This is a genomic window from Methyloversatilis sp. MC4-4 (assembly GCF_049843555.1).
Lineage (GTDB): Bacteria > Pseudomonadota > Gammaproteobacteria > Burkholderiales > Rhodocyclaceae > Methyloversatilis > Methyloversatilis discipulorum_B.
In genome coordinates, this window is record NZ_JBBHZK010000004.1 from 94,747 (window position 1) to 118,942 (window position 24,196).

The following is a 24,196-nucleotide window of genomic DNA, read 5'->3' on the forward strand; positions in this document are numbered from 1 at the left end:
CGCCGATGAGCATGCACCGCCGCGAGTTCCTGCAGCTGCTGGCGCTGGCCGGCGCCGGCGGAATGACCTTGCACAGCGACTTTGCCCGCGCCGCGGCAGCGGCCGGGCAGATGTACGAACTGCCGCGCTTCGGCAACGTGAGCCTGCTGCACATGACCGACTGTCATGCGCAGCTGATGCCGATCTACTTCCGCGAGCCGGACGTGAATCTGGGCATCGGCGACATGGCCGGTCGCGCGCCGCATCTGGTCGGCGAGAAATTGCTGAAGCAGTTCGGCATCGCGCCGGGTACGCCGCAGGCACACGCCTTCACATACCTCGACTTTGCGCAGGCGGCGAGGACCTACGGCAAGGTCGGCGGCTTCGCTCACCTTGCGACGCTGGTCAAGCGCATGAAGGCCAGCCGGCCCGGCGCGCTGCTGCTCGACGGCGGCGACACTTGGCAGGGTTCGGGTCTTTCGCTATGGACCAAGGGCCAGGACATGGTCGATGCCTGCAAGCTGCTCGGCGTCGACGTGATGACCGGCCACTGGGAATTCACCTACGGCGCCGAGCGCGTGAAGCAGATCGTCGATGGCGACTTCGCCGGCAGGATCGACTTCGTCGCGCAGAACGTGAAGACCACCGACTTCGGCGACCAGGTGTTCCCGCCCTTCGTGATCCGGCAGATCAACGGCGTACCGGTGGCCATCGTCGGCCAGGCCTTTCCCTACACGCCGATCGCCAATCCGCGCTACTTCACGCCGGAATGGAGCTTCGGCATCAACGACGAGTCGATGCAGGAACACGTCGATGCCGCCCGTGCGAAGGGCGCGCAGGTGGTGGTCGTGCTGTCGCACAACGGCATGGACGTCGACATCAAGATGGCTTCGCGCGTGGGCGGCATCGACGCCATCATGGGCGGTCACACGCACGACGGCGTGCCGGCACCGGTCATCGTGAAGAACGGCAGCGGCCAGACCCTGGTGACCAACGCCGGCTCCAACGGCAAGTTCCTCGGCGTGCTGGATTTCGACGTCAAGGGCGGCAAGGTGAGCGACTTCCGCTACCACCTGCTGCCGGTGTTCTCCAACCTGATTCCGGCCGACGCCGACATGACGGCGCTGGTGACGAAGATGCGCGCGCCGCACGAGGCGAAGCTGAACGAGAAGCTGGCGGTGACCGAGGGCCTACTGTATCGCCGCGGCAACTTCAACGGCAGCTTCGACCAGCTCATCCTCGACGGGCTGATGAAGATGAAGGACGCCGAGATCGCGTTCTCGCCGGGTTTCCGTTGGGGCACCAGCCTGCTGCCGGGCGATGCCATCACGATGGAGAACCTGCTCGACCAGACCGCCATCACCTACCCGTACACGACGCTGACGCCGATGACCGGCGAGTTCATCAAGACCGTGCTCGAAGACGTCTGCGACAACCTGTTCAACCCCGATCCGTACTACCAGCAGGGCGGCGACATGGTGCGCGTCGGCGGGCTGCAGTACCGCTGCGATCCGACCGCGAAAATGGGCAGCCGCATCAGCGGCATGACGCTCAACGGCAAGCCGCTGGAGGCGGCGAAGACCTACCGCGTCGCCGGCTGGGCGCCGGTGTCGGAAGAGGCGCGGAACGCTGGCGGCGAACCGATCTGGGACTTGATGGCGCGTTACCTGAAGGACGTGAAGACGGTGAAGCCGATCAAGCTCAACCTGCCCGAACTGCAGGGCGTAGCCGGCAACCCGGGGATGGCCTGACCATGCGCCCCCTCCTGCGTCGCCTGCTGCTTGCCGTCTGCGCACTCCTCCTCGCGCAGTTCGCAGCGGCGGGCGACGCACCCGCCTTGCGCGCACCGCTGAAGCCGGTACAGGTCGGCCCGCACAGCTGGTTCGTGCAGGGCGAATCGGGCCCGGCCAGCCTCGCCAACGAGGCGTTCAACTCCAATGCCGGCTTCGTCGTCACCGGCGACGGCGTGGTGGTGATCGACGCACTCGGCACACCCGCGCTGGGTCAGGCGCTGATCGCCGCGATACGCACGATAACGGACCAGCCGATCCGCCGCGTGCTGGTCACCCACTACCACGCCGATCATTTCTACGGCCTGCAGGCTTTCAAGGCGGTCGGCGCCGATGTGTGGGCGCACCGCGCGGGGCGCGAGTACATCGAAGGCGAAGAGGGGCGCGCGCGCCTCGAACAGCGTCGGCGCGACCTCGACCCCTGGGTCGACGCCAACACGCGGCTGGTCGGCGCCGACGTCTGGCTGGAGGGCGATACCAGCTTCCGCATGGGCGACATCACTTTCGAGCTGGTCTACCTCGGCCCGGCGCACGCACCGGACGACATGGTCATCGTCGTGCGCGAGGACCGCGTCATCTATTCGGGCGACATCCTGTTCATTGGACGCATCCCCTTCGTCGGCGACGCCGACAGCAAGCGCTGGCTGGTCACGATGGAGCAGCTGCTGGCGATGAAACCGGGCACGCTGGTGACCGGTCACGGCCCGGCCTCGACCGACCCGTCACGCGATCTCGGCATGACCCGCGACTACATCGGCTACCTGCGCGAGCAGATGGGCCGCGCCGTCGCCGAGTTCATGCCCTTCGACGAGGCCTACGCGCGCACCGACTGGAGCCGCTGGGAAAAGATGCCGGCCTTCGATGCCGCCAACCGCATCAATGCCTATGGCACCTTCCTGCGCATGGAACAGGAGGCGCTCGGCAAATGAAGTGGCGCGCCCTCATCGCTGCCGCTGCACTGGTCGTCTGTCCGGCGCTGGCCGCCAAGCCTGCGCGCACCGCCGGCACGGCGCTGCCGGTGCTGGTGCACGCGGCGAACGACGCGCGCGAGGCGGCCAATCCGGGCGTGGTATTCGTCGTGCTGTTCTCCTTGCCCGGCTGCCACTACTGCGAAGAGGTGCGCAGCCACTACCTGGCGCCGCTGGCGCGCGACGCGGCCAATCGTGGCCGGCTGGTGGTGCGCGAGATCGACCTGAACAGCGCACGCGCGCTGACCGATTTCGACGGCACATCGACCACGCAGGCGGCCTTTGCCAGACGGCTCAAGGTGCAGTTTGCACCCACCGTGCTGTTCCTCGACGCGCGGGGCCAGCAGGTCGCTTCGCCGCTGATCGGCGCCGGCAAGGCGGATTTCTACGGCGCCTACCTGGACGATGCGATCGCCACCGGGCTGAAGGCTGCCGCGCGATGAACGACGTCACCAAATCGCATTGGGAAAACATCTACACGCACAAGGCGCCCGATGTCGTGAGCTGGTTCCAGCCGCATGCCGAGCACTCGCTGGCGCTGATCGCCCGCGCCGGCCTTGCGCGCGATGCGGCGATCATCGATGTCGGCGGCGGCGCATCGACCATGGTCGACGATCTGCTGGCGCGTGGTTATCACGACCTCACCGTACTCGATCTGTCCGCTGTCGCGCTGGCTGCGGCGCAGGCGCGGCTCGGCGACGACACGCGACGGGTGAGCTGGGTGGAGGCGGACATCACCGCGATCGATCTGCCGCGCCAGCGCTACGACATCTGGCACGACCGCGCGGTCTTCCACTTCCTGACCGATGCGGCGCAGCGACACGCCTATGTCGAACGGGTGCTGCAGTCGGTGAAGCCGGGCGGTCACGTCATCGTCGCCACCTTCGCAGAAGACGGGCCGGATCGCTGCAGCGGGCTGCCGGTCATGCGCTACGGCGCCGACACGCTGCACGCCGAATTCGGCGCGCCCTTCGAATTGCTGGAATACGGCCGCGAAACGCACCATACGCCGGGCGGCGCCGTGCAGCAGTTCGTCTATTGCTACTGCCGGCGCCCGGCGAACTGACTAACCCTACCTGAACTTGTAGAAGCGTTTGTTCAGATAGGCGACGACGTGCGCCTCGTCTTCCGGAAACCAGCCGGTATTGAGTTGCGAATTGCATACGCTGACCTGGGTGGCCAGCTGCGCCAGTGAATTGACGCGGCGGTCGCTGCGCAGGTAGATCTGGGTTCCGTCGCCGCCGCCATAACGATCGTCGTGGCAGCTTTCGCACTGCGCTTCGGTCATCAGTTCTCCGCCCTTGACCGGGTCGGCTGCCTGCAGAGAGGCCGGCAGCGCGCTACAGGATGCAAGTACAAGCAGTTTCAGCAGCTTCATCCGGACTCTCCCACGCGACCGCCCGGCGGGCGGCTCGATCAGGTGTTCTGCACGACGATGCTCGGGAACTTGGCGGTCATGTCCTTCGCCTTGTCGGCGATCTTGACGGCAACCTTGCGCGCGATGTCGCGGTAGATTTCGGCGACGCGGCCATCCGGGTCGGACACGACGGTCGGCTTGCCGGAGTCGGCCTGTTCGCGGATCTGCATCGCCAGCGGCAGCGAACCGAGCACCTCCAGATCGTAGTCGGCCGCCATGCGTGCGCCGCCGCCCTCACCGAAGATGTGCTCTTCGTGGCCGCACTTGGAACAGGTGTGCAGGCTCATGTTCTCGACGATGCCGAGGATGGGAATGCCCACCTTCTCGAACATCTTCAGACCCTTGCGCGCGTCGAGCAGCGCGATGTCCTGTGGCGTCGTGACGATGACCGCACCGGTCACCGGCACCTTCTGCGCCAGCGTCAGCTGGATGTCGCCGGTGCCCGGCGGCATGTCGATCACCAGGTAGTCGACCTCGTCCCAGCGGGTTTCGGTCAGCAGCTGTTCCAGCGCCGAGGTCACCATCGGACCGCGCCACACCATCGGCGTTTCGACGTCGATCAGGAAGCCGATCGACATGGCCTGGATGCCGTAGGCCGTCATCGGCGCCAGCGACTTGCCGTCCGGCGATTCCGGGCGGCCGGTGATGCCCAGCATCTGCGGCTGCGACGGGCCGTAGATGTCGGCGTCGAGCAGGCCGACGGTCGCACCTTCAGCGGCCAGCGCCAGCGCCAGATTTACTGCGGTGGTGCTCTTGCCGACGCCGCCCTTGCCGGAAGCGACGGCGATGATGTTCTTGACGCCGGGCAGCAGCTTAACGCCGCGCTGCACCGCGTGCGACACGATCTTCTGCGTCACGCTGACGCTCACATTGCCGACACCCGGAATCGCGCGCAGACAGGCGATGGCGAGGCGGCGCAGGTGGTCCATCTGACTTTTCGCCGGATAGCCCAGTTCGATATCGACCGACACGTCGGCACCGTCGATGCGGATGTTGCGCGCACTGCGCGTGCTGACGAAATCCTTGCCGGTATTCGGGTCTATCAGTTCCTTGAGCGCGCTCTGGACCTGGGCTTCGGTGATGGACATGGACAACTCCGTACGCTGGGCAGCCGCCGTCGCGCCTCGTGCGCGCCTGTCGCGGAATACCCGATTAATTTACTAAAGTATAACCGATACACCCGCGCCCCGTGGCGCAGCCGCGTGCGGGCAGTAGAATTGCGGGTTTCCCCGCTCTGGCCGTCATTTCGCCCTCCATCATGTCTCGCCGCCGCCTGCTCGTCACCAGCGCCCTGCCTTACGCCAACGGCGCCATCCACCTCGGCCACCTGGTCGAATACATCCAGACCGATATCTGGGTGCGCTTCCAGCGCATGCGCGGGCACGAGGTGCATTACGTCGGCGCCGACGACCAGCACGGCACGCCCATCATGCTGCGCGCCGAGAAGGAAGGCATCACGCCGCGCCAGCTGGTCGAGCGCGTGCTGCACGAACACGCCCGCGACTTCTTCGGCGGCCTCGATGTGCAGGCCGCGTGGAGGAAGGGTGCCGGCGAACTGGGCGGCTTCCTGGTCAGTTTCGACAACTACCACCAGACCGATTCCGACGAGAACCGCGCCTTCTGCGAAGACATCTACGCCAAGCTGAAGGCGGGCGACCTGATCGCCCAGCGCTCGGTCGAGCAGTTCTACGACCCGGTGAAGGAAATGTTCCTGCCGGACCGCTTCATCAAGGGCGAGTGCCCGAAGTGTTCGGCCAAGGACCAGTACGGTGACTCCTGCGAAGTGTGCGGTGCCACCTATGCGCCGACCGAACTGAAGAACGCCTATTCAGTGGTGTCGGGCGCGGCGCCGGAGCGGCGCGCCAGCGAGCACTACTTCTTCCGGCTGTCGGCACCGCAGTGCGAGAACTTCCTGCGTGACTTCACCCAAGGCTCGAACCGGCTGCAGCCGGAAGCGGCGAACAAGATGAAGGAATGGCTGGGCGAGCCGGGCGACAACCGCCTGTCCGACTGGGACATTTCGCGCGACGCGCCCTACTTCGGCTTCCGCATCCCGGGCACCGACAACAAGTTCTTCTACGTCTGGCTGGACGCGCCGGTAGGCTATTTCGGCAGCTTCCGCAACTACGTCGCGAAGCAGAAGGCGCTCGGCCACGACATCAGCGAGGCGGACTTCCTCGACGCCGCGGGAGCGAAAGCGGCCGGCACCGAAATGGTCCATTTCATCGGCAAGGACATCCTGTACTTCCACGCGCTGTTCTGGCCGGCCATGCTGGAGCACTCGGGCTATCGCACGCCAACCCAGATCAACGCGCACGGTTTCCTGACCGTGAACGGCGAGAAGATGAGCAAGAGCCGCGGCACCTTCATCACCGCGCAGAGCTACCTCGACCTCGGCCTGAATCCGGAGTGGCTGCGCTACTACTACGCCGCCAAGCTGAACGGTTCGATGGAAGACATCGATCTGAACCTCGACGACTTCGTCGCGCGGGTGAATTCGGATCTGGTCGGCAAGTACATCAATATCGCCAGCCGTTGCGCCGGCTTCATCAGCAAGCGCTTCGGCGGCACGCTGTCGGCACCCACCGTACCGTTCCACTGGCACGAGGCGTCGATCCGCGACGCCTACGAGTCGCGCGACTACGCCCGCGCGCTGCGCGAGGTGATGGCCTGCGCCGACCAGGCCAACGTGTTCGTGAACGACCACGCGCCGTGGGTGCTCGCCAAGCAGGACGGTCAGGACGAAAAGCTGCAGTCGGTGTGCAGTACCGCGCTCGAACTGTTCCGCCAATTGTCGGTGCTGCTCAAGCCGGTACTGCCGCATCTGGTGGCAGAGGTAGAGCGCTTCCTGAACATCGCGCCGCTGGGCTGGGACGACTTCGGCTCGACCCTCAAGGCCGGCCACACCATCAACGAATACAAGCACCTGATGACCCGCATCGACCCCAAGCAGGTGGTCGCGCTGGTCGACGCCAACAAGGAATCCCTGGTGAGTACCCAAGCCCCCGCCGCCGCGCCGGCCAAGACCGAAGCACCGAAGAAGGCCGACGCGCCGGCTGCCGATACCGGCGCTCATATCTCGATCGACGACTTCTCCAAGGTCGAACTGCGCATCGCGAAAATCGTCGCCGCCGACCACGTCGAGGGCGCGGACAAGCTGCTGCGCCTGCAACTGGATATCGGTGAGGACAAGCCCCGCCAGGTGTTCGCCGGCATCAAGTCGGCCTACGACCCGGCGCTGCTGGTCGGTCGGCTGACCGTGATGGTGGCCAATCTGGCGCCGCGCAAGATGAAGTTCGGCATGTCGGAAGGCATGGTGCTGGCCGCCTCCGACGACAAGGGCGAGGTGCCGGGCCTGTTCATCCTGTCGCCGGATTCCGGCGCGCAGCCGGGCATGCGCGTCAAGTAAGAAGCGCGTGGCGATGGACGAGAGCGAGGTCGAAGCGCTGCATTTTGCGATCAGCGGTCGCGTGCAGGGGGTGTTCTTCCGCGCGTCCATGGTCGAGGAAGCGCGTCGCCTCGGACTGACCGGCTGGGTGCGCAATCGCCGCGACGGCTCGGTCGAGGCCTATGCCGTCGGTCGTCCGGCGGCACTCGATGCACTGGTGGCGTGGGCCGAGACCGGCCCGCCGGCCGCCCGTGTCGACGCATGCATCGTGTCGCCGGCAGAGGCCGACGCCGCACTGCACGACTTCACGCAAGCCGCCACGGCCTGAGCTTTCGCCCGCAAACCACCCGGCGAACCCGCGCCACTTGGTGCACCGCCGCCATGGCAGCGCGTCATGACTTCCTTTCCGCACAGGTCTAGCTTTCACATCAGGCGCGCACATGGACGCGACCCACACATGTGGAGGAGACAACCATGCTGCCAACGGAGGAAGCGTGTTTCCGCGCTGTGTTGCGCGCCTGCCAGGATCACGCCGACGCGATGCTCGCGTGCGGCAGCCCGCCGCGACCGACTGCGCTGATGGCGCAGCTGGATCACGGGCGCATCACCGACGCCGCGCTGGCCCGCATGGACATGCTGGACGAGGCGTCGGTGGTCCGTTTCGTGCAGGAAACCATCGCCGAGCCGGGCATCGATGTGATCGGCCTGAGCTGCGTGCTGCGGCTGGCCGAGTTCGACGACGACAGGCCTGAGGCGCCGCCGGCCACGCGCGACGTGGTGCTCATCTATCTGGTGTCCAAGGACCGCGAAACCTGGGTCGCCAACGACATCGACGGCGACAGCCGTCGCCTCGCCCGCGGCACGCTGGACCTCAGCCGCGGCAGCAACACCTTCATTGCAGCCCCCGCGCTGACCCACTGAATGCGCGGCTTCCGCCGCGTGTCGCCCGGCAGCGGGTGCCCATCCGCCCTGCATGGCGTCTAACCCTGTGGAACACCTCTTCCCACGTCGTAAACCTGCATATCCGCCCGGAAAGTGAAGCGCACGCGCGGCTGACGCCCTGCCTCGCGCAGGGTGCGGCGACACCGCCCGACTCGCTGTCAGGTGCGACGCTGCCAAGCCGCCCGATGGTCGGTACGGACGCATGCAGGCCCGCCTGCATGCGTCGCCGACTGCACGTGGGCACGTGCGCGCGCTTCACTTTCCGGGTGGGTTCATCGAGGTCAGAACCCAGGAGGCACAGAACCGTGAAGGTCGCCGCCAGCACCGTACAGCTTGAGTCCTCGCACGCCGAATCACGGCGTCTGCAGGTATCCGAACGGCTTGAAATGTGGACGGGCGAGCGTCGCCGCCCGGCCACCGACAGTCCATCCACGTCGCGCAGCGAAGCGCGTGTCAGCCTGTCGCCGGCGGCGCTGGCTGCGCAGCAGGCCGACCCCGTCGAGGCACCGGACGGGATCGAGGAAGCCGTGCGCAACGATCCCCGCCTGTCACTGCTCATCATGATGATAGAGAAGATCACCGGTCAGCCCGTGCGCTGGCTGCGCAGCGCGGACATGCCGACCGAGGCGCCGCCCGCCTCGTCCGGCGCCGCGGCATCGGCGCAGTCCCAGGCGCCGCAGCGTGCCGGCTGGGGCATCGAGTACGACTACCACGCCGAATACAGCGAATCGGAAACCACGCGCTTCGCCGCCGAAGGCACGGTGCGCACCGCCGACGGGCGGGAGATCGCCTTCAAGCTCGAAAGCGAGATGTCGCGCAGCTTCAGCATGATCGTCAGCGAATCCTTCCGTGCCGGCGACGCGGTGCTGAAAGACCCCCTGATGCTGGACTTCGCCGGTCCGGCGGCGGCGCTGTCCGACGTCCGCTTCGCCTTCGATCTCGATGCCGATGGCCGCAAGGAACAGGTGCCGCTGGCCGGCGGACGCGGCATGCTGGCCTTCGACCGCAATGGCAACGGCCGCATCGACGACGGCCGCGAACTGTTCGGACCGACCACCGGCAACGGCTTCGAGGAACTGGCCGCGCTGGACGAGGACGGCAACGGCTGGGTCGATGAAGCCGACAGCGGTTTCGCGCAGCTGCGGCTGTGGCGCCCGGACGCAGAAGGCGCCGGCACGCTGCAGACGATGAAACAGGCCAACGCCGGCGCCTTCTACCTCGGCCGCGTCGACACGCCGTTCAGCCTGCGCAACGCCGCCAACGAAACACTGGGCGAAATGCGCGCGACGGGCATTTACCTGCGCGAGGACGGCAGCACAGGTACCGTCAGCCAGGTCGATCTGAGCGTCTGAGCGGCAGGCGGCGGCGTCAGACCAGCAGGCCGAACAGCTGCCGCGACAGCGCGTCGATCAGGTAGAGCACGATCTGCAGGATGAGGATGAGCACCAGCGGCGACAGGTCGACGTTGGCGATCGGCGGCATCACGCGCTGTATAGGCTGCAGGAACGGACGGGTCAGCGCATTCATCATGCTGCCGATCGGGTTGCCCGGTGACACCCAGCTCATCACCGCGGAAATGATGAGCACGATGATCAGGAACCACACCGACAGCCGCGCGATCTCGATCACGCCGCGCAGCAGCGCGAGCGTTATCAGACCGTCGGCACCAATGCTGCCATGCAGCAGCGCACCCACCAGGATCAGCGTCACCTGGATCAGCCAGGCGACCACCAGCGTCGCCATGTCCAGTCCGAACATGGCCGGTATCACGCGCCGAGCCGGCAGTACCGCCCAGTCAGTGGTCTGTATCACGAAGGCACCGATCTGGTTGCGGAAGCTCACGCGCGCCCACTGCATGTAGAAGCGGGCCAGCAGCAGCGTGGTGATGAAACTGGCGACGGCGTTGAGGACGAGCAGGGTCAGGTCGGTCAGCATGGGTTCGTGTCGTTGTCGTATCGCGTGAAGACAGTGGTGGCCGGGCGCCGGTTCAGGCGGCGCCGAGCTGGTCGCCCAGTTCCGCGCCGCGCGCGGCGGCGGCGGCCAGCGCACGCACGATGGCGTCGCCAACCGCGTCGGCATTCATCGACTTCAGTGCCGCTTCGGTGGTGCCGCCCTTCGACGTGACCCGCTCGCGCAGCGTGGCCGGCGATTCGGGACTCTGTGCCGCCAGCGCCGACGCGCCGGTGAAGGTGGCGATCGCCAGTTCGCGTGCCTGATCGGCGGTGAGCCCCAGCGCCTCGCCACCGCGCACCATCGCCTCGATGAAATAGAACACGTAGGCCGGGCCGCTGCCGGACACCGCGGTGACCGCGTCGATCAGCTTCTCGTCGTCCACCCACACCGTGCGGCCGACCGCCGACAGGAGTTCCTCGGCGCGGGCGCGCTCGGCGGCACCGACCGACGCATCGGCGTACAGGCCGGTCACGCCGCGCCCGATCAGCGCCGGCGTGTTCGGCATCGCACGCACCATGCGCGCGCGGCCGCCGAGCCAACGACCGATGTCGCTCGCGCGCAGGCCAGCGGCGATGCTCAGTACCGTCTGCCCGTCGATCAAGGGCGCAATGCTGGCGCACACTTCGCGCATCTGCTGCGGCTTGACCGCCAGCACCAGCAGATCGCAACCGGCCGCACTGGCGTCCAGCGCCTCGACCGCACGCACACCGAATTCGCGCGCCAGCCGGTCGCGGCCGTCGGCCTGGAGTTCGACCACGGCAATGTCGGCGGCGATGGCGCCGCGCTTCAACATGCCGCCGATCAGCGCGCTGGCCATATTGCCGCCGCCGATGAAAGTGATCCGCATCAGACTGCCCCACAGAAAGTTGACCCGCACGTCGGGCCGCAGGGCGCTATGGTAACCGCGCCCGACACACGGGCGCGGAGTGCTCAGCGCACGATGAAGTTCTTCTTCATCTGCGCCGCGCGGACAGCGCTCAGCGCAAGGCTGCCCGGCTGAGCGCTGCCGGAGGCCGGCTGCGGCGTAATGGTGCCGCTCCAGCCCCAGGGCACGGTGCAGGCGTAGGCACCCGTCTTGCCGCTGGCGGAGCAGGTCGCGCCATTGGACGCAGCGATCGGTACGTTGGCCAGCGGTTTGCCGGCGCGCGAGATCGTTCCGGACACCTGATAGCTGGTCGGCACGGTCGTCGCCAGCCATGACGACACTGCCGCGCGGTTGTTGCGCAGCGCGAGGGCGTTGTGCGCGCTGGCAGGATCGGTGACGGGCACGCCGCAGGCGTAACTGCCGCCACAGTTGGTCAGGTCCGGATTGGAGAAACGGCCGATCACCGGCGAGATGTAACTCATGATGGAGCCGAAGCTGCCGCTGCGACCGTGGCCGAAAGCGTAGGGATGGCTGCCCTGGCCGCCGCCCTGCCGCGCGACCGTCGCGCGATCATGCATCAGGCCCATGTTGTGGCCGAGTTCGTGCGTGAAGGTGTAGTCGGTGCAGTAATAGTTGCTGCCGGCCATGTCGCGGCCGTCGCTGACGACCGAGTAGGCGTAGCCGCCGTAACTGGCGATATTGCTGCCGTTGTAGCCGCCCACATAGCCGACGCCGCAGCTGCCGCCCTGTGCCGTCATGTAGAAGGGGCGCACGACAGTGACCAGATCGGCGCCGTACTTCTTGCGCAGCGCCGGCACCGTCCTGTAGGCGCCGGTAGCGCGCGCCAGCGCCGACAGGGTGGTTGAGTTGCCCGTCGTGTCGCTGTCGTTCACCTGCTCGCTGGCGACCAGGCGCAGCCGCATTGGCACGCCGCTGTCGACGTAGGCTTGATTGGCCAGCGCGACCAGTTGGGCGATACGGGTGCCGAATACGCTGCCGTGCTTCTTCTTGAAGCCCGGCGTGTAGAGCACCAGCAGGTCGATCATCGTTTCGCTGCCGTTGGCCGCGGTGCCGCTGCTGGCAGTCGTGGTGGCCGTGGTGCCGGCCTCTGCCGCGGCCGAGGTGCCGCCCAAGGCCGTCACGCCGCCGGCTGCCGCCGGTACTTCCTCGCCCACGGCGTCGGCATGCTCGGATTCGAACTGCGACAGTCCGGAGCGCACCGGGTCGACCAGCCATTGCGTGCCACCGCTGTCTACCAGCAGCAGTTCGCCAGAGGGCGTCAGGATGTTGCCGACGCTGCCGTTGGGCCCGGACGTGACGATGACGCGGAACTCGCTGCCGTAGTCGGCCAGGTGGCCGACCCAGGTCGTGGTGTCGGCATCGCCGGCATCGGTACGGTCGTAGCGAACGCGATAGTCGCCGTGCTCGGGGATCGACAGCGTCACGTCGTCGCCGGGTTCCAGCGCCGACAGCGCGATCAGATTGAAGGCCACCGGATGGGCCACCTCGGCGTGCGGCTCGGCCGTGCGTGCGGCTGGGTCGGACGCCGAGCCTGAGTTCGTCGCGACGTCGGCCGCCAGGAACATCGACGGCAGACCGTCCAGCACGACAGGATTCGCGGCCGCCGACAGATCCGGGCCGATGAGCTGAACGCCGTCCACATGTCCCAGCACGAAGCCGCCGTCGGGGGTGCGGATGATGCCGGCGGCCAGTTCGCCATCGAGCTGCAGTCGCACTGCATACTGCCGCCCGGCGGCGTGATGACCGATCCACTGCAGACCGGAAGCGCCGCCCAGCATCGAAGCGAACACGATGTCGAGGCTGCTGCCGTCGGGCAGCGTGAAGCGCAGCGTGTCACCCGCTCTGGCCGCACGCAGACGAGCCACATCAAGCTGCACCGGCCACATGCCACCGGCGGCATCGCGCACCGGCAAGGGCTGCATTACCGGCACGGCCCTATCGGCCGCTGCCGACTCTCGCGAAGCGGCGGAGGCAGGCAGGGCCGACAGCGCAAACGCGCACATCAGCATCGTGCAGAGAGGGGATAAAGCGTGGCGCGGGGCGGTCATCGTGAAACTCCGGCTCGGATGTCTGTCATTTCTTCACCGGCTGGCGCGCCCCGGACCTGCTTTGAACAGGTGGGTGCTGGCGGCCCCGCCGTCATCCCGCGCACGCGCGGATTAGACCGGTGACTTTGCGTCCCCGCCTTTCGGACGGGTTTGCCTTTATCAGCTTCATCGCGAGTTACGGCAAGGCTTGAGGCAGACTTGAGCGCGGGCCTTCGATCGACCGTGATCCAGCTCACGAAGCAAGGTGCTACGCAGTTCGGCGCAGCGGCGCTATGCTCATGCGCTTGTCGTGTTGCCCGGGATACTTCCAATGCAAACCCAGAGCGAGACACTGGCGCCACAAGGCGCGAACGAAGAACTGCCGGACAGCCAGATGCTGGCCGCCATTCGCGATAGCGCGGTGAACGTCGTTCCCTGCGAGCACCTGTACATGCGGGGTGCCTTCTCCCCCGACTTCTACGCCAGGCTTCTGGCGCTGATGCCGGCGCGTGACCGCTTCCACGACCTGCGCCACAAGGACGCGATGCGTGCCGACGGCAGCAGCGCACGGTTGCGCATGTACCTTTATCCGGAGCAGCTGTGGCGCTTGCCGGCCGAGCAGTGCGCACTGTGGACGGCCGTATCGCGCACGCTGCGTTCGCGGGCGCTGCAGGACGCATTCAAGCGGAAGTTCCGGCAGTCGCTCGAAACCCGCTTCGGTCGTTCCATCGACCAGCTGGATTTCTATCCGATTCCCATCCTGGTCCGTGACCAGCCGGGTTATCGCATCGGCATTCATGCCGACGTGCCGGCCAAGGCGATCACCGTGCAGTTCTATCTGCCCAGGGACGCCTCGCAGCGTCACCTCGGCACCGTGTTCCACCATGGCAGGAGCGGCCCGGACGCGGAGCGGACGGTGGCCATGGATTTCATGCCGGCCAGCGGCTACGCCTTCGCCGTCGTCGAGAAAGAGAGCTGGCACAGCGTGCGCCAGACCACTGAAGCCGACGGCGAGCGCGCGTCCATCATGCTCACCTATTACGTGCAGGACACGCCCAAGGCCTGGTTCAAGCGGCGCTGGGACCGTTTTCGCAGCTTCTTCGGTATGGGGCCGAAAGGCTGAACGGAGAGGCGGCCGGCGCGCGGCACTGCCGTGACCCGTGGAAGCGAGCGGGGCTTGCGATAGTGGCCTGATCCGAAGGCTGTGCAGCCAGAGCATCGGCCCTGTCGCGGCCAAGGCCGCTCCCGCAAGGATCGCTCGCGATCCGTCACCGGAGCCGAGCTTGTGTAGGAACGGTCCTCTGACCGCGACGCGGCGGCTGAGTGGAGGACTGCGCGAGGTCACGGGCCGCAGTCGCGGTCAGAAGACCACTCCTGCAGGCCCCGCGGCCGCCCCGCCTCACACCTTCTGGTAGATCTCCGCGCCTGACTTCACGAACTCGACCGCCTTCACTTCCATGCCCTTCTGCAGCGCTTCGTCTTCGTTCAGACCCTGCTTGGCGGCGAAGTCGCGCACGTCCTGCGTGATCTTCATCGAACAGAAGTGCGGGCCGCACATCGAGCAGAAGTGCGCCACCTTGGCCGACTCCTTGGGCAGCGTCTCGTCGTGGAAGCTCTTCGCCTTGTCCGGATCCAGACCCAGGTTGAACTGGTCGTCCCAGCGGAACTCGTAGCGCGCCTTCGACAGCGCGTTGTCGCGGATCTGCGCGCCCGGGTGACCCTTCGCGAGGTCGGCGGCGTGGGCGGCCAGCTTGTAGGTGATGATGCCTTCCTTCACATCGTCCTTGTCCGGCAGCCCCAGGTGCTCCTTCGGCGTCACGTAGCAGAGCATGGCCGTGCCGTACCAGCCGATCTGCGCCGCACCGATGCCGCTCGTGATGTGGTCGTACCCAGGCGCGATGTCGGTGGTCAGCGGGCCCAGCGTGTAGAAGGGCGCTTCCTTGCAGTACTCGAGCTGCAGGTCCATGTTCTCCTTGATCAGATGCATCGGCACGTGACCCGGACCTTCGATCATCACCTGCACGTCGTGCTTCCAGGCGATGTCGGTGAGTTCGCCCAGCGTCTTGAGCTCACCGAGCTGCGCGTCGTCGTTCGCGTCGTAGATCGAACCCGGACGCAGACCGTCGCCCAGCGAGAAGGCCACGTCGTAGGCCTTCATGATTTCGCAGATCTCTTCGAAGTGGGTGTAGAGGAAGCTCTCCTTGTGGTGAGCAAGACACCACTTGGCCATGATGGAGCCGCCACGGCTGACGATGCCGGTCATCCGGTTGGCGGTCATCGGCACGTAGCGCAGCAGCACGCCTGCGTGGATGGTGAAGTAATCCACCCCCTGTTCGGCCTGCTCGATCAGCGTGTCCTTGAAGATTTCCCAGGTCAGTTCCTCGGCCTTGCCGTCGACCTTTTCCAGCGCCTGGTAGATGGGCACGGTGCCGATGGGCACCGGGCTGTTGCGGATGATCCACTCGCGCGTTTCGTGGATGTTCTTGCCGGTCGACAGATCCATCACCGTGTCCCCACCCCAGCGGATGGCCCAGGTCATCTTGTCGACTTCCTCGTTGATCGAGGAGCCGAGGGCCGAATTGCCGATGTTGGCGTTGATCTTCACCAGGAAGTTGCGGCCGATGATCATCGGCTCGCTCTCCGGGTGGTTGATGTTGTTCGGGATGATGGCGCGGCCGCGGGCGACTTCGGAGCGGACGAACTCGGGCGTGATCTCGGCCGGGATCGACGCACCGAAGCTCTGGCCTGGGTGCTGGCGGGTGAGCAGCTTGGCCATCTTCTCGCCGGTCGGGCCGGTCGCGCGCAGCGACTCGACGTAGGCGGCGCGGTTCATGTTCTCGCGGATGGCGATGAACTCCATCTCCGGCGTGATGATGCCCTGGCGGGCGTAGTGCATCTGGGTGACGTTGCGGCCGGCCTTGGCGCGGCGCGGGTGGCGGTGCAGGTCGGGGAAGCGCAGGTCGTCGAGCGCGGCATCGGCGGCACGGATGCGGCCGAATTCGGAGGAGAGGTCGGTGAGCTGCTCGGTGTCGCCGCGTTCTTCGATCCAGCGGGCGCGCAGCGCGGGCAGGCCACGGCGGATGTCGATCGAGGCCTGCGGGTCGGTGTAGGGGCCGGAACAGTCATAGACGAACACCGGCGGGTTCTTCTCGCCGCCGAAGCCGGTGGGCGTGTCGGCCTGGGAGATCTCGCGCATCGGAACGCGGATGTCGGGGCGCGAGCCTTCGATGTGGATCTTGCGCGAATGGGGCAGCGGCGCGATCGCCGCTTCGTCCACGTGTGCCTGGTCGGCGAGGAAGGTGTCTTTGGCGTTCATGGAAGCTCCTGTGCTTGCTGCGTCGGCGCGGGGAACGCCGGCTTCCATGTCGAGAAGTCGCCCGTTTCCCTACGCCGGCATGATCCGGATCAGGTGTTGAGGGTGTGTCTCAGCCGGCTGCCATGCTTCAGGTCACCGGCACCCCTAACGTGTGCATGAGCACGGTAACCCGCCCGCGACGCGAGCGCAAGGCGTGCCGTTCAAGCCAACGCGCCCCTCTGCCGTAGACCGGTCATCGCCCGACGAGGGCAGAGCCTGAACGAGACCGGACATGACGCAGCTTTCCATCTTCCGACCGACCCTGATCGCGCTGGCGATCGGCTGCGCCTGTGGCGCGGTGCAGGCGGCCGACTGGCACACGATCTCGACCGACCGCGGCAAGAAGATCGAGATCGACCGCGACAGCGTGCTGCGTGCCGAAGGCGGAAAGAAAGTGGCCTGGGGCCGGCTGGTGTTGACCGAGGCCGACGCCGAGAAGACCGGCTACGCGATGGTGCAGGCGCTGAACCGCTATGACTGCCAGAGCCTGCGCTTCGCCACCATCAAGCGCGTCTATCTGGACGCCAACCAGAAAATCCTGCGCGAGGAGCGCACCGGCTCGGACAGCGAAATTTCGCTGCTGCCCGGCACGCTGGACGAAAAGCTGTTCCGCGAAGTGTGTCAGCCGCCGGCCGCCGAAGAACTCCGTCAGGTGGCCGAACAGGCCGGCCGTGCTGCGCGCACCGCCGCCAACGCAGGCGATCTCGGCAAGGTCGAGCGCACCGAAATGGTGAACATTAAGCCCGATCTGCGCGAAGCCGCGGCGCAGGCGCGCGAGGAAATGAGCAGCGCGAAGAAGCCAGCCGGCTCGGCGGGCAAGCCGGAGGCAGCGAAGGCTGAGGCCGGCAAGGCCGAGCCGGCCAAGGTGGCCGATGCCGGCGCGAAGAAGCCGGACTCCCACGACGCTGCCCCTGCGGTGACCAAGCCGCCGGCGATGCGCAGCGAAATCCCGCTGCCGCCACCGGCGCCGAAGCCGCGGCCGCGCCCGGTCATGCAGGCCGCCGTCGCGCCGGCCGCCCACGCTGCGCCGAAGAAACCGGCGCTCGAGGCGGCGCCCGTCGCGCATGCGCACGGCGACATCCACTGGAGCTACGAGGGCGAATTCGGTCCGCAGAACTGGGGCAGGCTGAAGCCGGAGTGGACGAAATGCGCGACCGGCCAGACGCAATCGCCGATCGACATCCGCGACGGCATCAAGGTCGACCTGCCGCCGATACAGTTCGACTACCGCACCACCTACTTCACCGTCGTCGACAACGGTCACACGGTGCAGGTGAACGTCGGCGAGGGCAGCACGATCACGCTGGTCGGCAAGCGCTACGAACTGGTGCAGTTCCACTTCCACAAGCCGGCCGAAGAGCGCGTGAATGGCAAGACCTACGACATGGTCGCCCACCTGGTGCACAAGGATCTGGACGGCAATCTGGCTGTCGTGGCCGTGCTGCTTGACCGCGGCACCGAACATCCGCTGTTCAACACGCTGTGGGCCTATCTGCCGCTGCAGAAGAACGTCGAGTCGCGCCCGGAGGTGAGCATCGATCTGGCGAAACTGCTGCCGGAGAAGCGCGACTACTACACCTATATGGGTTCGCTGACGACGCCGCCCTGTTCGGAAGGCGTGACCTGGCTGGTGATGAAGGAGCCGTTGCAGCTGTCGCCGGAACAGATCGGCATCTTCGGCCACCTCTACCGCAACAATGCGCGGCCGGTGCAGGCGGCCAATAGCCGGCTGATCAAGCAGTCGCGCTGAACCGCGCGGGCGCAAAAAAGGCCATCCCGCGGGATGGCCTTTTTCATTGACGCGGCCCGCAGGGCGCGCCAACCGCGAACCGAATGCTCAATAGCGGTAGTGGTCCGGCTTGTACGGGCCTTCCTTCTGCACGCCGATGTAGCGGGCCTGCGCGTCGGTCAGCTCGGTCAGCTGCGCATTCAGCTTCTTCAGCTGCAGGCGCGCCACCTTCTCGTCGAGGTGCTTGGGCAGCGTGTAGACGCCGACCGGGTACTTCTCGGTTTCGGTGAACAGTTCGATCTGCGCGATGGTCTGGTTGGCGAAGCTCGACGACATCACGTAGGACGGATGGCCGGTGCCGCAGCCGAGGTTCACCAGGCGACCCTTGGCCAGCAGGATGATGCGTTTGCCGTCCGGGAAGATGATGTGGTCGACCTGCGGCTTGATCTCTTCCCACTGGTACTTTTCCAGCGAGGCGACGTCGATCTCGTTGTCGAAGTGGCCGATGTTGCAGACGATGGCCTGGTCCTTCATCTTCGCCATGTGATCATGCGTGATCACGTGATAGTTGCCGGTGGCGGTGACGAAGATGTCGGCGTGTTCGCAGGCGTAGTCCATCGTGACCACGCGGTAGCCTTCCATCGCCGCCTGCAGCGCGCAGATCGGATCGACTTCGGTCACCCACACCTGGGCCGACAGCGCGCGCAGCGCCTGCGCCGAACCCTTGCCCACGTCGCCGTAGCCGGCGACCACGGCCACCTTGCCGGCCACCATCACGTCGGTCGCGCGCTTGATGCCGTCGACCAGCGATTCGCGGCAGCCATACAGGTTGTCGAACTTCGACTTGGTGACCGAGTCATTGACGTTGATGCCGGGGAAGGCGAGGCGGCCTTCCTTGTGCATCTGGTAAAGGCGGTGCACGCCGGTCGTCGTTTCTTCGGTCACGCCCTTGATGTGCTTGATGCGCTTCGAGTACCAGTTCGGGTCGCGCGCCAGCGTGGTCTTGATGGCGTTGAACAGGCACACCTCTTCTTCGCTCGCCGGGTGGTGCAGTGCGGTCGGGTCGGTTTCGGCCTTGGTGCCCAGATGCAGCAGCAGCGTTGCGTCGCCGCCGTCGTCCAGGATCATGTTGCTGTAGCCGCCGTCCGGCCATTCGAAGATGCGGTGGGTGTAGTCCCAGTACTCTTCCAGCGACTCGCCCTTGACCGCGAACACCGGCGTGCCGGCGGCGGCAATCGCGGCGGCGGCGTGGTCCTGGGTCGAGAAGATGTTGCACGAGGCCCAGCGGACTTCGGCGCCGAGCGCTTCCAGCGTCTGGATCAGCACGGCGGTCTGGATGGTCATGTGCAGGCTGCCGGTGATGCGGGCGCCGCGCAGCGGCTGCTGCGTTGCGAATTCCTCGCGGATCGCCATCAGGCCGGGCATTTCGGTCTCGGCAATGGCGATTTCCTTGCGTCCCCAGTCGGCCAGCGACAGGTCGGCAATGACGTAATCCTTCAGTTCGGCGGGTGCATTCATTACGGGCTCCTTTTGATGCGGCAGGCGGTCTCTCACCTGCCATCCGCGGCCGGACTGCTGCCCGGGCGGCGGGTTCAGGTGAGCGCCGTTGCAAAAGTGCCCGCGACCGTGGCGGTCTGGCGGGGTCCGAGCCTGGGGGCCTTGCGGCACCTTGCAGCGCTCCTCGGAAGCTTTGGATTATAGCGTCGCGCCCCTCATTTGCCGGGTGAAGCACCCGGTTTCATGATCGGCGCCCGCTACAGAGTGCGGCAACGGATAATCCGTTCCCGACCTCCGCACGATTTACGGCATCCGACGATGGAACTGGAACCGACGCCACCCCGCTCGCCTCTGGCCGACCTCGCCCGCAATCTGGGTGCCGGTCTGCGCGCCCTGCTGCTGTGGAAGGCCGCCCCGGCCCTGCGCGCCGGCGCGGCGGCCTGGATAGCACTCGAACTGCTGTCGCTGGCGCTCGATTTCGGCTTCGACTTCGCGCGCGCTGGGCCGGATGGCCAGTTCATGGCCGATGCGCTGGCCGGCAAGCTGTTCCACCTGCCCTGGCTCATGCTCGCCGTGTGGGCGGCGGCCCGTCTGGCCGGCCGGCCAGAGGCCTGGCTGCGCGGCGTGGTCGGCATGGCGGCGCTGTGGATATGGCTGTCGCTGCTGTGGAATGCGCTCGCGCTGCTGCCGGCCGAGGTGTGGGCGGAACTGGGCGACGCGGTCGATCTCGTCTGGTGGGCGCCCGCGGCCTGGGGGCTGATCGCCTCTGCCGTGCTGCTGGGAGAGGTATTCGAGGCCAGACCGGCGCGGCGCCTCGGCATGCTCGCCATCGTCGGCCTGTGCTACCTGCTGCCGACCACGATGCTGGGTACGCAGATGCCGCTGTGGGTGGCCACGCAGACCGATGACGACGGTGAAACGGCGCGCTGGCAGGCTGCCCGCAGCGAGGCGCTGATCTATCGTCAGCCCTTGCTGCTGACCGAGGCGATCGCGCGGGTCGAGCCGGGCGAACCAGGTCGGCCGGAGCTGTTCCTGCTGGCCATCGCCGGCCATGGCGCACAGGACGTGTTCCTGCGCGAGGTGGACAAGGTTGAACGCCTGTTCGCCGAGCGCTTCGACACCGGCGGCCGCAGCATCGTGCTGGCCAACAACCCGGCCACCGTGCTCGACCGGCCGCTGGCCACCGTCAGCGCGATGGAAGCCAGCCTGCGCGCGCTGGGCGAACGGATGAACCGCGACGAGGACGTGCTGTTCGTGTTCCTGACCTCGCACGGCGCCGAGGACCACCGCTTCGACCTCAGCCTGTGGCCGTGGGAACTGGAACAGCTGACGCCGCAACGCCTGGGCGCCCTGCTCGACGCGGCCGGCATCCGCCACCGCGTCATCCTGGTGTCGGCCTGCTACTCGGGCGGCTTCGTCGGCCCGCTCGCCGGGCCGGACACGCTGGTCATGTCGGCCGCCCGTGCCGACCGCAGTTCGCACGGCTGTTCGCACGAGGCCGACTGGACCTTCTTCGGCCGCGCCTTCTTCGACGAGGCACTGCGTGCCACGCCGTCCTTCACCGAAGCCTTCGCCCGTGCGCGCGCAGCGGTCGGCACGCGGGAGGCGGCGGAGGGGCTGGAGGCGTCGGAGCCGCAGATCGCAGTCGGCGAAGCGATCAAGGCGCGGCTCGACGCGATGGCCGCCGACTGGCAACGGATGCCGCGCACGCTGCAGGCGCAGCAGGGCGGCCCGAGCGGCGAGCCGGCCGCGACCTCAAGTTGCGACCAGGCGCGCTGCTGACAGACTGCTCGACCGGCGACTCAGACGCCGCTGCTGAACCACCACCAGCCGCCCGCCGCGAAAACCGCGACGACGACGGCGATGGCAATGTTCCGCTGCAGCGGGTAGCGCTCCAGCTTCACCAGCGGCGTGCGGTAGGAAATGTAGAGGAAGCCGCCACCGAACAGCGCCAGCACGGCCAGCAGCGACCAGCGGTTGCCGGTGCGCGCGGCCAGCCGCAGCAGCGTGCCGCAGACCAGGATGAGCGCGAAGTAGCCGAACAGCGACAGCGGCGTGATGCCGGTGCATGAGCGCCCGCCGCATTCCGGGCACACGGCCGGCGCCTTGGCGCGGGCAGTCAGCTTGATCAGGCGCGCGATGGTGTCCCGCCCGCAGTGCGGGCAGCGGTTCATGGCTGCCATATCACTTGCCGGCGAGGAAGGCGGCGCGCTGCACCGGGTCGGGAATGTCGCGCGACAGCTCTTCGAGCAGCGCCTGTTCGTCGCTCACCCGCTTCAGCGCGCGACCGACCAGGATGCGCGCCATCGGCCCGATGCGTCGGGCCAGCCGGTGCTCGATGTCGGCGATCAGCGCGTCGTCCAGCGGTCGCGGGCCGAAAGCGCTGCTGCGCGACGGGGCGGTGAGCGGCGCACTGCGGCGCGAAGCGCTGACCGTGTCGATCGACGCACTGCGCACGGTCGATGACACACCGGTGGTTCCGGCGATGTGCCGCTTGGCCTCGATCAGGAAACCGGCGCGCTGCGCGTCGCCCGGGATGTGCGTCGCCAGCTGCTCGATCAGCAGGGCCGGGCTGGCGACCTTGGGCCCGATGCGCGTCACCAGCACGCGCGCCATCGGCCCTATGTGGCGGGCGAGCAGCGCTTCGAGCACCGGCGTCAGCGCATCCTGCGCCAGGCCGGGCTGGGCATCGTCGACGCGGCGGGTGATACCGCTGCGCGCATCCAGTTCGAACACCTCCTGACTGCGCGAGGCGATTTCCGCGCGCTGGCCGGTGGCGTGCAGGCCGACCGGTGCGCCGCTGCCCAGCGCCGACACGGTTTCGAAATAGGCGCGCGACACCAGCACCTGACCGGCGCGCGCCAGGCTGGCCAGCGTGCGCGCGGCGTCGAGGCCGTCGCCGTGCACGTCGAGCGCGCCGGTGCCGGCGCGGGTCACCCGCACCGGGCCCAGATTGATGCCCTGGCGCAGTCCGCCGCCCTCGTCGCCGAGATCGAGCGCGCGCAGCCGCTGCGCCACCACGCAGGCGTCCTCGGGCTGGCCGAGCAGGCACAGCGCGGCGCCGTCCTCGGTGTCGTGGATGAGCCGGCTGTCGGCATCGACCGAGCGTGCGGCGCGCGCCAGGGCGTCGTCCAGTTCCGATTTGCAGGCCAGCCGCTGCGCGGTGTCGAGATCGACGCTGCGGTCTATCTGCGCGTACAGCACGCTGCAGACGATGGTGCGCCGCTCCTCCGATGCGCCGCTGGCGCGTACCGCGGGCGCCGGCGGCGTGCCGGACGCGAGCGGGCCGCGCGCCGCCGGCACCGGCATGAACACGCGACGGAAGTCCGCCACGCTGCGCGGGCGCCGGGTTTCGTGCGGTTCGAGCGCCCAGTCGATGGCACGCAGCAGCGAGGCGCCGAAGGTGGCTGCGTCGGCGGCCTTGGCGGCCGGCCGCAGCGGATCGTTGTGCACGCGGGCGGCCGATTCGACCGGGCGCTGTCCGGTCACCAGCCAGTACATGACGGCGGCCAGCGAGTAGATGTCGGTCCACGGTCCCTGATTGCCGTGCGAGTGGTATTGCTCGAACGGTGCGAAGCCGGGCGTCACGATGGCGGTCAGTGTGTGCTCGGTGTCGTGGTAGCGGCGCGCCGCACCGAAGTCGAGCAACACCGGTGTGCCGTCGTCACGGATGCAGATGTTGGCCGGCTTGATGTCGCGGTGCAGGAAGCCGCCGTCATGCACCACCTGCAGGCCGTCGAGCAGCGGCTTGACGATGGCCAGCAGCGTCGTGCGGTCGATCGCGTCGTTGCGCTCGCGCACCCACTGGTTCAGCGTGCGCCCCTGCACGTAGTCCATCACCATGTAGGCGGTGCCGTTGGCTTCGAAGAAGCGGCTGACGCGCACGATGTTCGGGTGACGGAAGGTGGCGAGTGCGCGCGACTCGTCGAGGAAGCGGCGCAGGCCCTGCTCGAACATCTCGACCGCCGGGCCGGCCCGCGGCAGCACGCGCTGCGCGTCGCCGCGCACCGCGATGTCGGTGGGCAGGAACTCTTTCACCGCGACCTTGCAGTCGAGCAGCGTGTCGTGCGCCAGATAGGTCAGGCCGAAGCCGCCGCCGCCGAGCAGCGATTCGATGCGGTACTCGTTCAGGGCCCAGCCGACCGGCAGCGCACCGGGGCTGGCGTTGGCCGTGGGCAGGAAGCCGCTGCCGGCCAGCACGTCGGAATTGACGCTGTCTTCGGTGAACGCCTCGTCGTCGTCGCCGAAAGGAGTGGAGGTCACGC

The 24,196-nt window shown here is 67.3% G+C and carries 20 protein-coding genes and 3 riboswitches; of the genes, 11 read left to right on the plus strand and 9 right to left on the minus strand.

What is annotated here, in order from left to right; all coding sequences use genetic code 11:
* Nucleotides 1-5: 5 nt before the first annotated feature.
* The 4 genes from soxB to WDZ97_RS16460 are packed head-to-tail and all read left to right on the plus strand — an operon-like array spanning nt 6 to nt 3,803.
* Complete coding sequence (gene soxB / locus WDZ97_RS16445; RefSeq protein WP_425763454.1) at nt 6-1,730, plus strand: thiosulfohydrolase SoxB; 1,725 nt, start codon at nt 6-8, stop codon at nt 1,728-1,730.
* Nucleotides 1,731-1,732: 2 nt separating this feature from the next.
* Nucleotides 1,733-2,698: an MBL fold metallo-hydrolase gene (locus WDZ97_RS16450; protein ID WP_425763455.1), complete on the plus strand. Its 966-nt coding sequence runs from the start codon at nt 1,733-1,735 to the stop codon at nt 2,696-2,698.
* On the plus strand, nt 2,695-3,180 hold the full coding sequence (locus WDZ97_RS16455; protein WP_425763456.1) for a thioredoxin fold domain-containing protein: 486 nt from the start codon (nt 2,695-2,697) through the stop codon (nt 3,178-3,180). Before WDZ97_RS16450 ends, WDZ97_RS16455 begins: the two co-directional genes overlap by 4 nt.
* The gene (locus WDZ97_RS16460; RefSeq protein ID WP_425763457.1) at nt 3,177-3,803 is read left to right on the plus strand and encodes a class I SAM-dependent methyltransferase; all 627 of its coding nucleotides are present in this window, start codon (nt 3,177-3,179) and stop codon (nt 3,801-3,803) included. The genes WDZ97_RS16455 and WDZ97_RS16460 overlap by 4 nt, the downstream gene beginning before the upstream one ends.
* Before the next feature lie 6 nt (nt 3,804-3,809).
* Here WDZ97_RS16460 and WDZ97_RS16465 read toward each other — a convergent pair whose 3' ends face one another.
* Nucleotides 3,810-4,115 carry a hypothetical protein gene (locus WDZ97_RS16465; RefSeq protein ID WP_425763458.1) on the minus strand — a complete coding sequence of 102 codons (306 nt, stop codon included), beginning with the start codon at nt 4,113-4,115 and terminating at the stop codon, nt 3,810-3,812.
* A 38-nt stretch (nt 4,116-4,153) separates the two neighbouring features.
* On the minus strand, nt 4,154-5,242 hold the full coding sequence (apbC, locus tag WDZ97_RS16470) for an iron-sulfur cluster carrier protein ApbC (RefSeq protein WP_296807745.1): 1,089 nt from the start codon (nt 5,240-5,242) through the stop codon (nt 4,154-4,156).
* Between the two features lie 170 nt (nt 5,243-5,412).
* Between apbC and metG the strand changes: the two genes are divergently transcribed.
* The 4 genes from metG (at nt 5,413) to WDZ97_RS16490 (ending at nt 9,836) form a co-directional block, all read left to right on the plus strand.
* The gene (metG, locus tag WDZ97_RS16475; RefSeq protein ID WP_425763459.1) at nt 5,413-7,563 is read left to right on the plus strand and encodes a methionine--tRNA ligase; all 2,151 of its coding nucleotides are present in this window, start codon (nt 5,413-5,415) and stop codon (nt 7,561-7,563) included.
* 13 nt (nt 7,564-7,576) lie between these two features.
* A complete protein-coding gene (locus WDZ97_RS16480; protein WP_020162961.1) occupies nt 7,577-7,870 on the plus strand; it encodes an acylphosphatase in 294 nt (97 codons plus the stop codon).
* A gap of 146 nt (nt 7,871-8,016) precedes the next feature.
* Nucleotides 8,017-8,463, plus strand: a complete 447-nt coding sequence (locus WDZ97_RS16485) for a hypothetical protein (RefSeq protein WP_425763460.1) — start codon at nt 8,017-8,019, stop codon at nt 8,461-8,463.
* A 326-nt stretch (nt 8,464-8,789) separates the two neighbouring features.
* Complete coding sequence (locus WDZ97_RS16490) at nt 8,790-9,836, plus strand: hypothetical protein (protein ID WP_425763461.1); 1,047 nt, start codon at nt 8,790-8,792, stop codon at nt 9,834-9,836.
* Between the two features lie 16 nt (nt 9,837-9,852).
* Here WDZ97_RS16490 and WDZ97_RS16495 read toward each other — a convergent pair whose 3' ends face one another.
* The 3 genes from WDZ97_RS16495 to WDZ97_RS16505 all read right to left on the minus strand — a co-directional run bounded on the left by WDZ97_RS16495 (nt 9,853) and on the right by WDZ97_RS16505 (nt 13,245).
* Complete coding sequence (locus WDZ97_RS16495; protein ID WP_425763462.1) at nt 9,853-10,419, minus strand: YggT family protein; 567 nt, start codon at nt 10,417-10,419, stop codon at nt 9,853-9,855.
* Nucleotides 10,420-10,471: 52 nt separating this feature from the next.
* Complete coding sequence (gene proC, locus WDZ97_RS16500) at nt 10,472-11,284, minus strand: pyrroline-5-carboxylate reductase (RefSeq protein ID WP_304004669.1); 813 nt, start codon at nt 11,282-11,284, stop codon at nt 10,472-10,474.
* A gap of 83 nt (nt 11,285-11,367) precedes the next feature.
* A complete protein-coding gene (locus tag WDZ97_RS16505) occupies nt 11,368-13,245 on the minus strand; it encodes a reprolysin-like metallopeptidase (RefSeq protein WP_425763662.1) in 1,878 nt (625 codons plus the stop codon).
* Nucleotides 13,246-13,446: 201 nt separating this feature from the next.
* Nucleotides 13,447-13,536, minus strand: a riboswitch (cyclic di-GMP riboswitch).
* Nucleotides 13,537-13,681: 145 nt separating this feature from the next.
* Here WDZ97_RS16505 and WDZ97_RS16510 point away from each other — a divergent pair.
* Nucleotides 13,682-14,473, plus strand: coding sequence for a hypothetical protein (locus tag WDZ97_RS16510; RefSeq protein WP_425763463.1), 792 nt, complete (start codon nt 13,682-13,684; stop codon nt 14,471-14,473).
* A 276-nt stretch (nt 14,474-14,749) separates the two neighbouring features.
* On the opposite strand, the gene thiC is transcribed toward WDZ97_RS16510, so the two are convergent.
* Complete coding sequence (gene thiC, locus WDZ97_RS16515) at nt 14,750-16,666, minus strand: phosphomethylpyrimidine synthase ThiC (RefSeq protein WP_425763464.1); 1,917 nt, start codon at nt 16,664-16,666, stop codon at nt 14,750-14,752.
* 49 nt (nt 16,667-16,715) lie between these two features.
* Nucleotides 16,716-16,822: riboswitch (TPP riboswitch) on the minus strand.
* A gap of 115 nt (nt 16,823-16,937) precedes the next feature.
* Here thiC and WDZ97_RS16520 point away from each other — a divergent pair.
* On the plus strand, nt 16,938-18,455 hold the full coding sequence (locus tag WDZ97_RS16520) for a carbonic anhydrase (protein ID WP_304004664.1): 1,518 nt from the start codon (nt 16,938-16,940) through the stop codon (nt 18,453-18,455).
* 87 nt (nt 18,456-18,542) lie between these two features.
* Here WDZ97_RS16520 and ahcY read toward each other — a convergent pair whose 3' ends face one another.
* Complete coding sequence (gene ahcY, locus WDZ97_RS16525; RefSeq protein WP_425763465.1) at nt 18,543-19,952, minus strand: adenosylhomocysteinase; 1,410 nt, start codon at nt 19,950-19,952, stop codon at nt 18,543-18,545.
* A 73-nt stretch (nt 19,953-20,025) separates the two neighbouring features.
* A riboswitch (S-adenosyl-L-homocysteine riboswitch) is annotated at nt 20,026-20,123 on the minus strand.
* Nucleotides 20,124-20,249: 126 nt separating this feature from the next.
* Here ahcY and WDZ97_RS16530 point away from each other — a divergent pair.
* Nucleotides 20,250-21,713, plus strand: a complete 1,464-nt coding sequence (locus WDZ97_RS16530; RefSeq protein WP_425763466.1) for a C13 family peptidase — start codon at nt 20,250-20,252, stop codon at nt 21,711-21,713.
* Nucleotides 21,714-21,733: 20 nt separating this feature from the next.
* On the opposite strand, the gene WDZ97_RS16535 is transcribed toward WDZ97_RS16530, so the two are convergent.
* Both WDZ97_RS16535 and WDZ97_RS16540 read right to left on the minus strand, forming a co-directional pair.
* On the minus strand, nt 21,734-22,114 hold the full coding sequence (locus WDZ97_RS16535; protein WP_304004655.1) for a hypothetical protein: 381 nt from the start codon (nt 22,112-22,114) through the stop codon (nt 21,734-21,736).
* A gap of 1 nt (nt 22,115) precedes the next feature.
* Nucleotides 22,116-24,194: a protein kinase domain-containing protein gene (locus WDZ97_RS16540; RefSeq protein WP_425763467.1), complete on the minus strand. Its 2,079-nt coding sequence runs from the start codon at nt 24,192-24,194 to the stop codon at nt 22,116-22,118.
* Nucleotides 24,195-24,196: the final 2 nt, after the last annotated feature.

Coding starts and splice junctions, on each gene's coding strand:
- soxB (WP_425763454.1), top strand. CDS start 6: ATGAGCATGCACCGCCGCGAGTTCCTGCAGCTGCTGGCGCTGGCCGGC.
- WDZ97_RS16450 (WP_425763455.1), top strand. CDS start 1,733: ATGCGCCCCCTCCTGCGTCGCCTGCTGCTTGCCGTCTGCGCACTCCTC.
- WDZ97_RS16455 (WP_425763456.1), top strand. CDS start 2,695: ATGAAGTGGCGCGCCCTCATCGCTGCCGCTGCACTGGTCGTCTGTCCG.
- WDZ97_RS16460 (WP_425763457.1), top strand. CDS start 3,177: ATGAACGACGTCACCAAATCGCATTGGGAAAACATCTACACGCACAAG.
- WDZ97_RS16465 (WP_425763458.1), bottom strand. CDS start 4,115: ATGAAGCTGCTGAAACTGCTTGTACTTGCATCCTGTAGCGCGCTGCCG.
- apbC (WP_296807745.1), bottom strand. CDS start 5,242: ATGTCCATCACCGAAGCCCAGGTCCAGAGCGCGCTCAAGGAACTGATA.
- metG (WP_425763459.1), top strand. CDS start 5,413: ATGTCTCGCCGCCGCCTGCTCGTCACCAGCGCCCTGCCTTACGCCAAC.
- WDZ97_RS16480 (WP_020162961.1), top strand. CDS start 7,577: ATGGACGAGAGCGAGGTCGAAGCGCTGCATTTTGCGATCAGCGGTCGC.
- WDZ97_RS16485 (WP_425763460.1), top strand. CDS start 8,017: ATGCTGCCAACGGAGGAAGCGTGTTTCCGCGCTGTGTTGCGCGCCTGC.
- WDZ97_RS16495 (WP_425763462.1), bottom strand. CDS start 10,419: ATGCTGACCGACCTGACCCTGCTCGTCCTCAACGCCGTCGCCAGTTTC.
- proC (WP_304004669.1), bottom strand. CDS start 11,284: ATGCGGATCACTTTCATCGGCGGCGGCAATATGGCCAGCGCGCTGATC.
- WDZ97_RS16505 (WP_425763662.1), bottom strand. CDS start 13,245: ATGCAGCCCTTGCCGGTGCGCGATGCCGCCGGTGGCATGTGGCCGGTG.
- WDZ97_RS16510 (WP_425763463.1), top strand. CDS start 13,682: ATGCAAACCCAGAGCGAGACACTGGCGCCACAAGGCGCGAACGAAGAA.
- thiC (WP_425763464.1), bottom strand. CDS start 16,666: ATGAACGCCAAAGACACCTTCCTCGCCGACCAGGCACACGTGGACGAA.
- WDZ97_RS16520 (WP_304004664.1), top strand. CDS start 16,938: ATGACGCAGCTTTCCATCTTCCGACCGACCCTGATCGCGCTGGCGATC.
- ahcY (WP_425763465.1), bottom strand. CDS start 19,952: ATGAATGCACCCGCCGAACTGAAGGATTACGTCATTGCCGACCTGTCG.
- WDZ97_RS16530 (WP_425763466.1), top strand. CDS start 20,250: ATGGAACTGGAACCGACGCCACCCCGCTCGCCTCTGGCCGACCTCGCC.
- WDZ97_RS16535 (WP_304004655.1), bottom strand. CDS start 22,114: ATGGCAGCCATGAACCGCTGCCCGCACTGCGGGCGGGACACCATCGCG.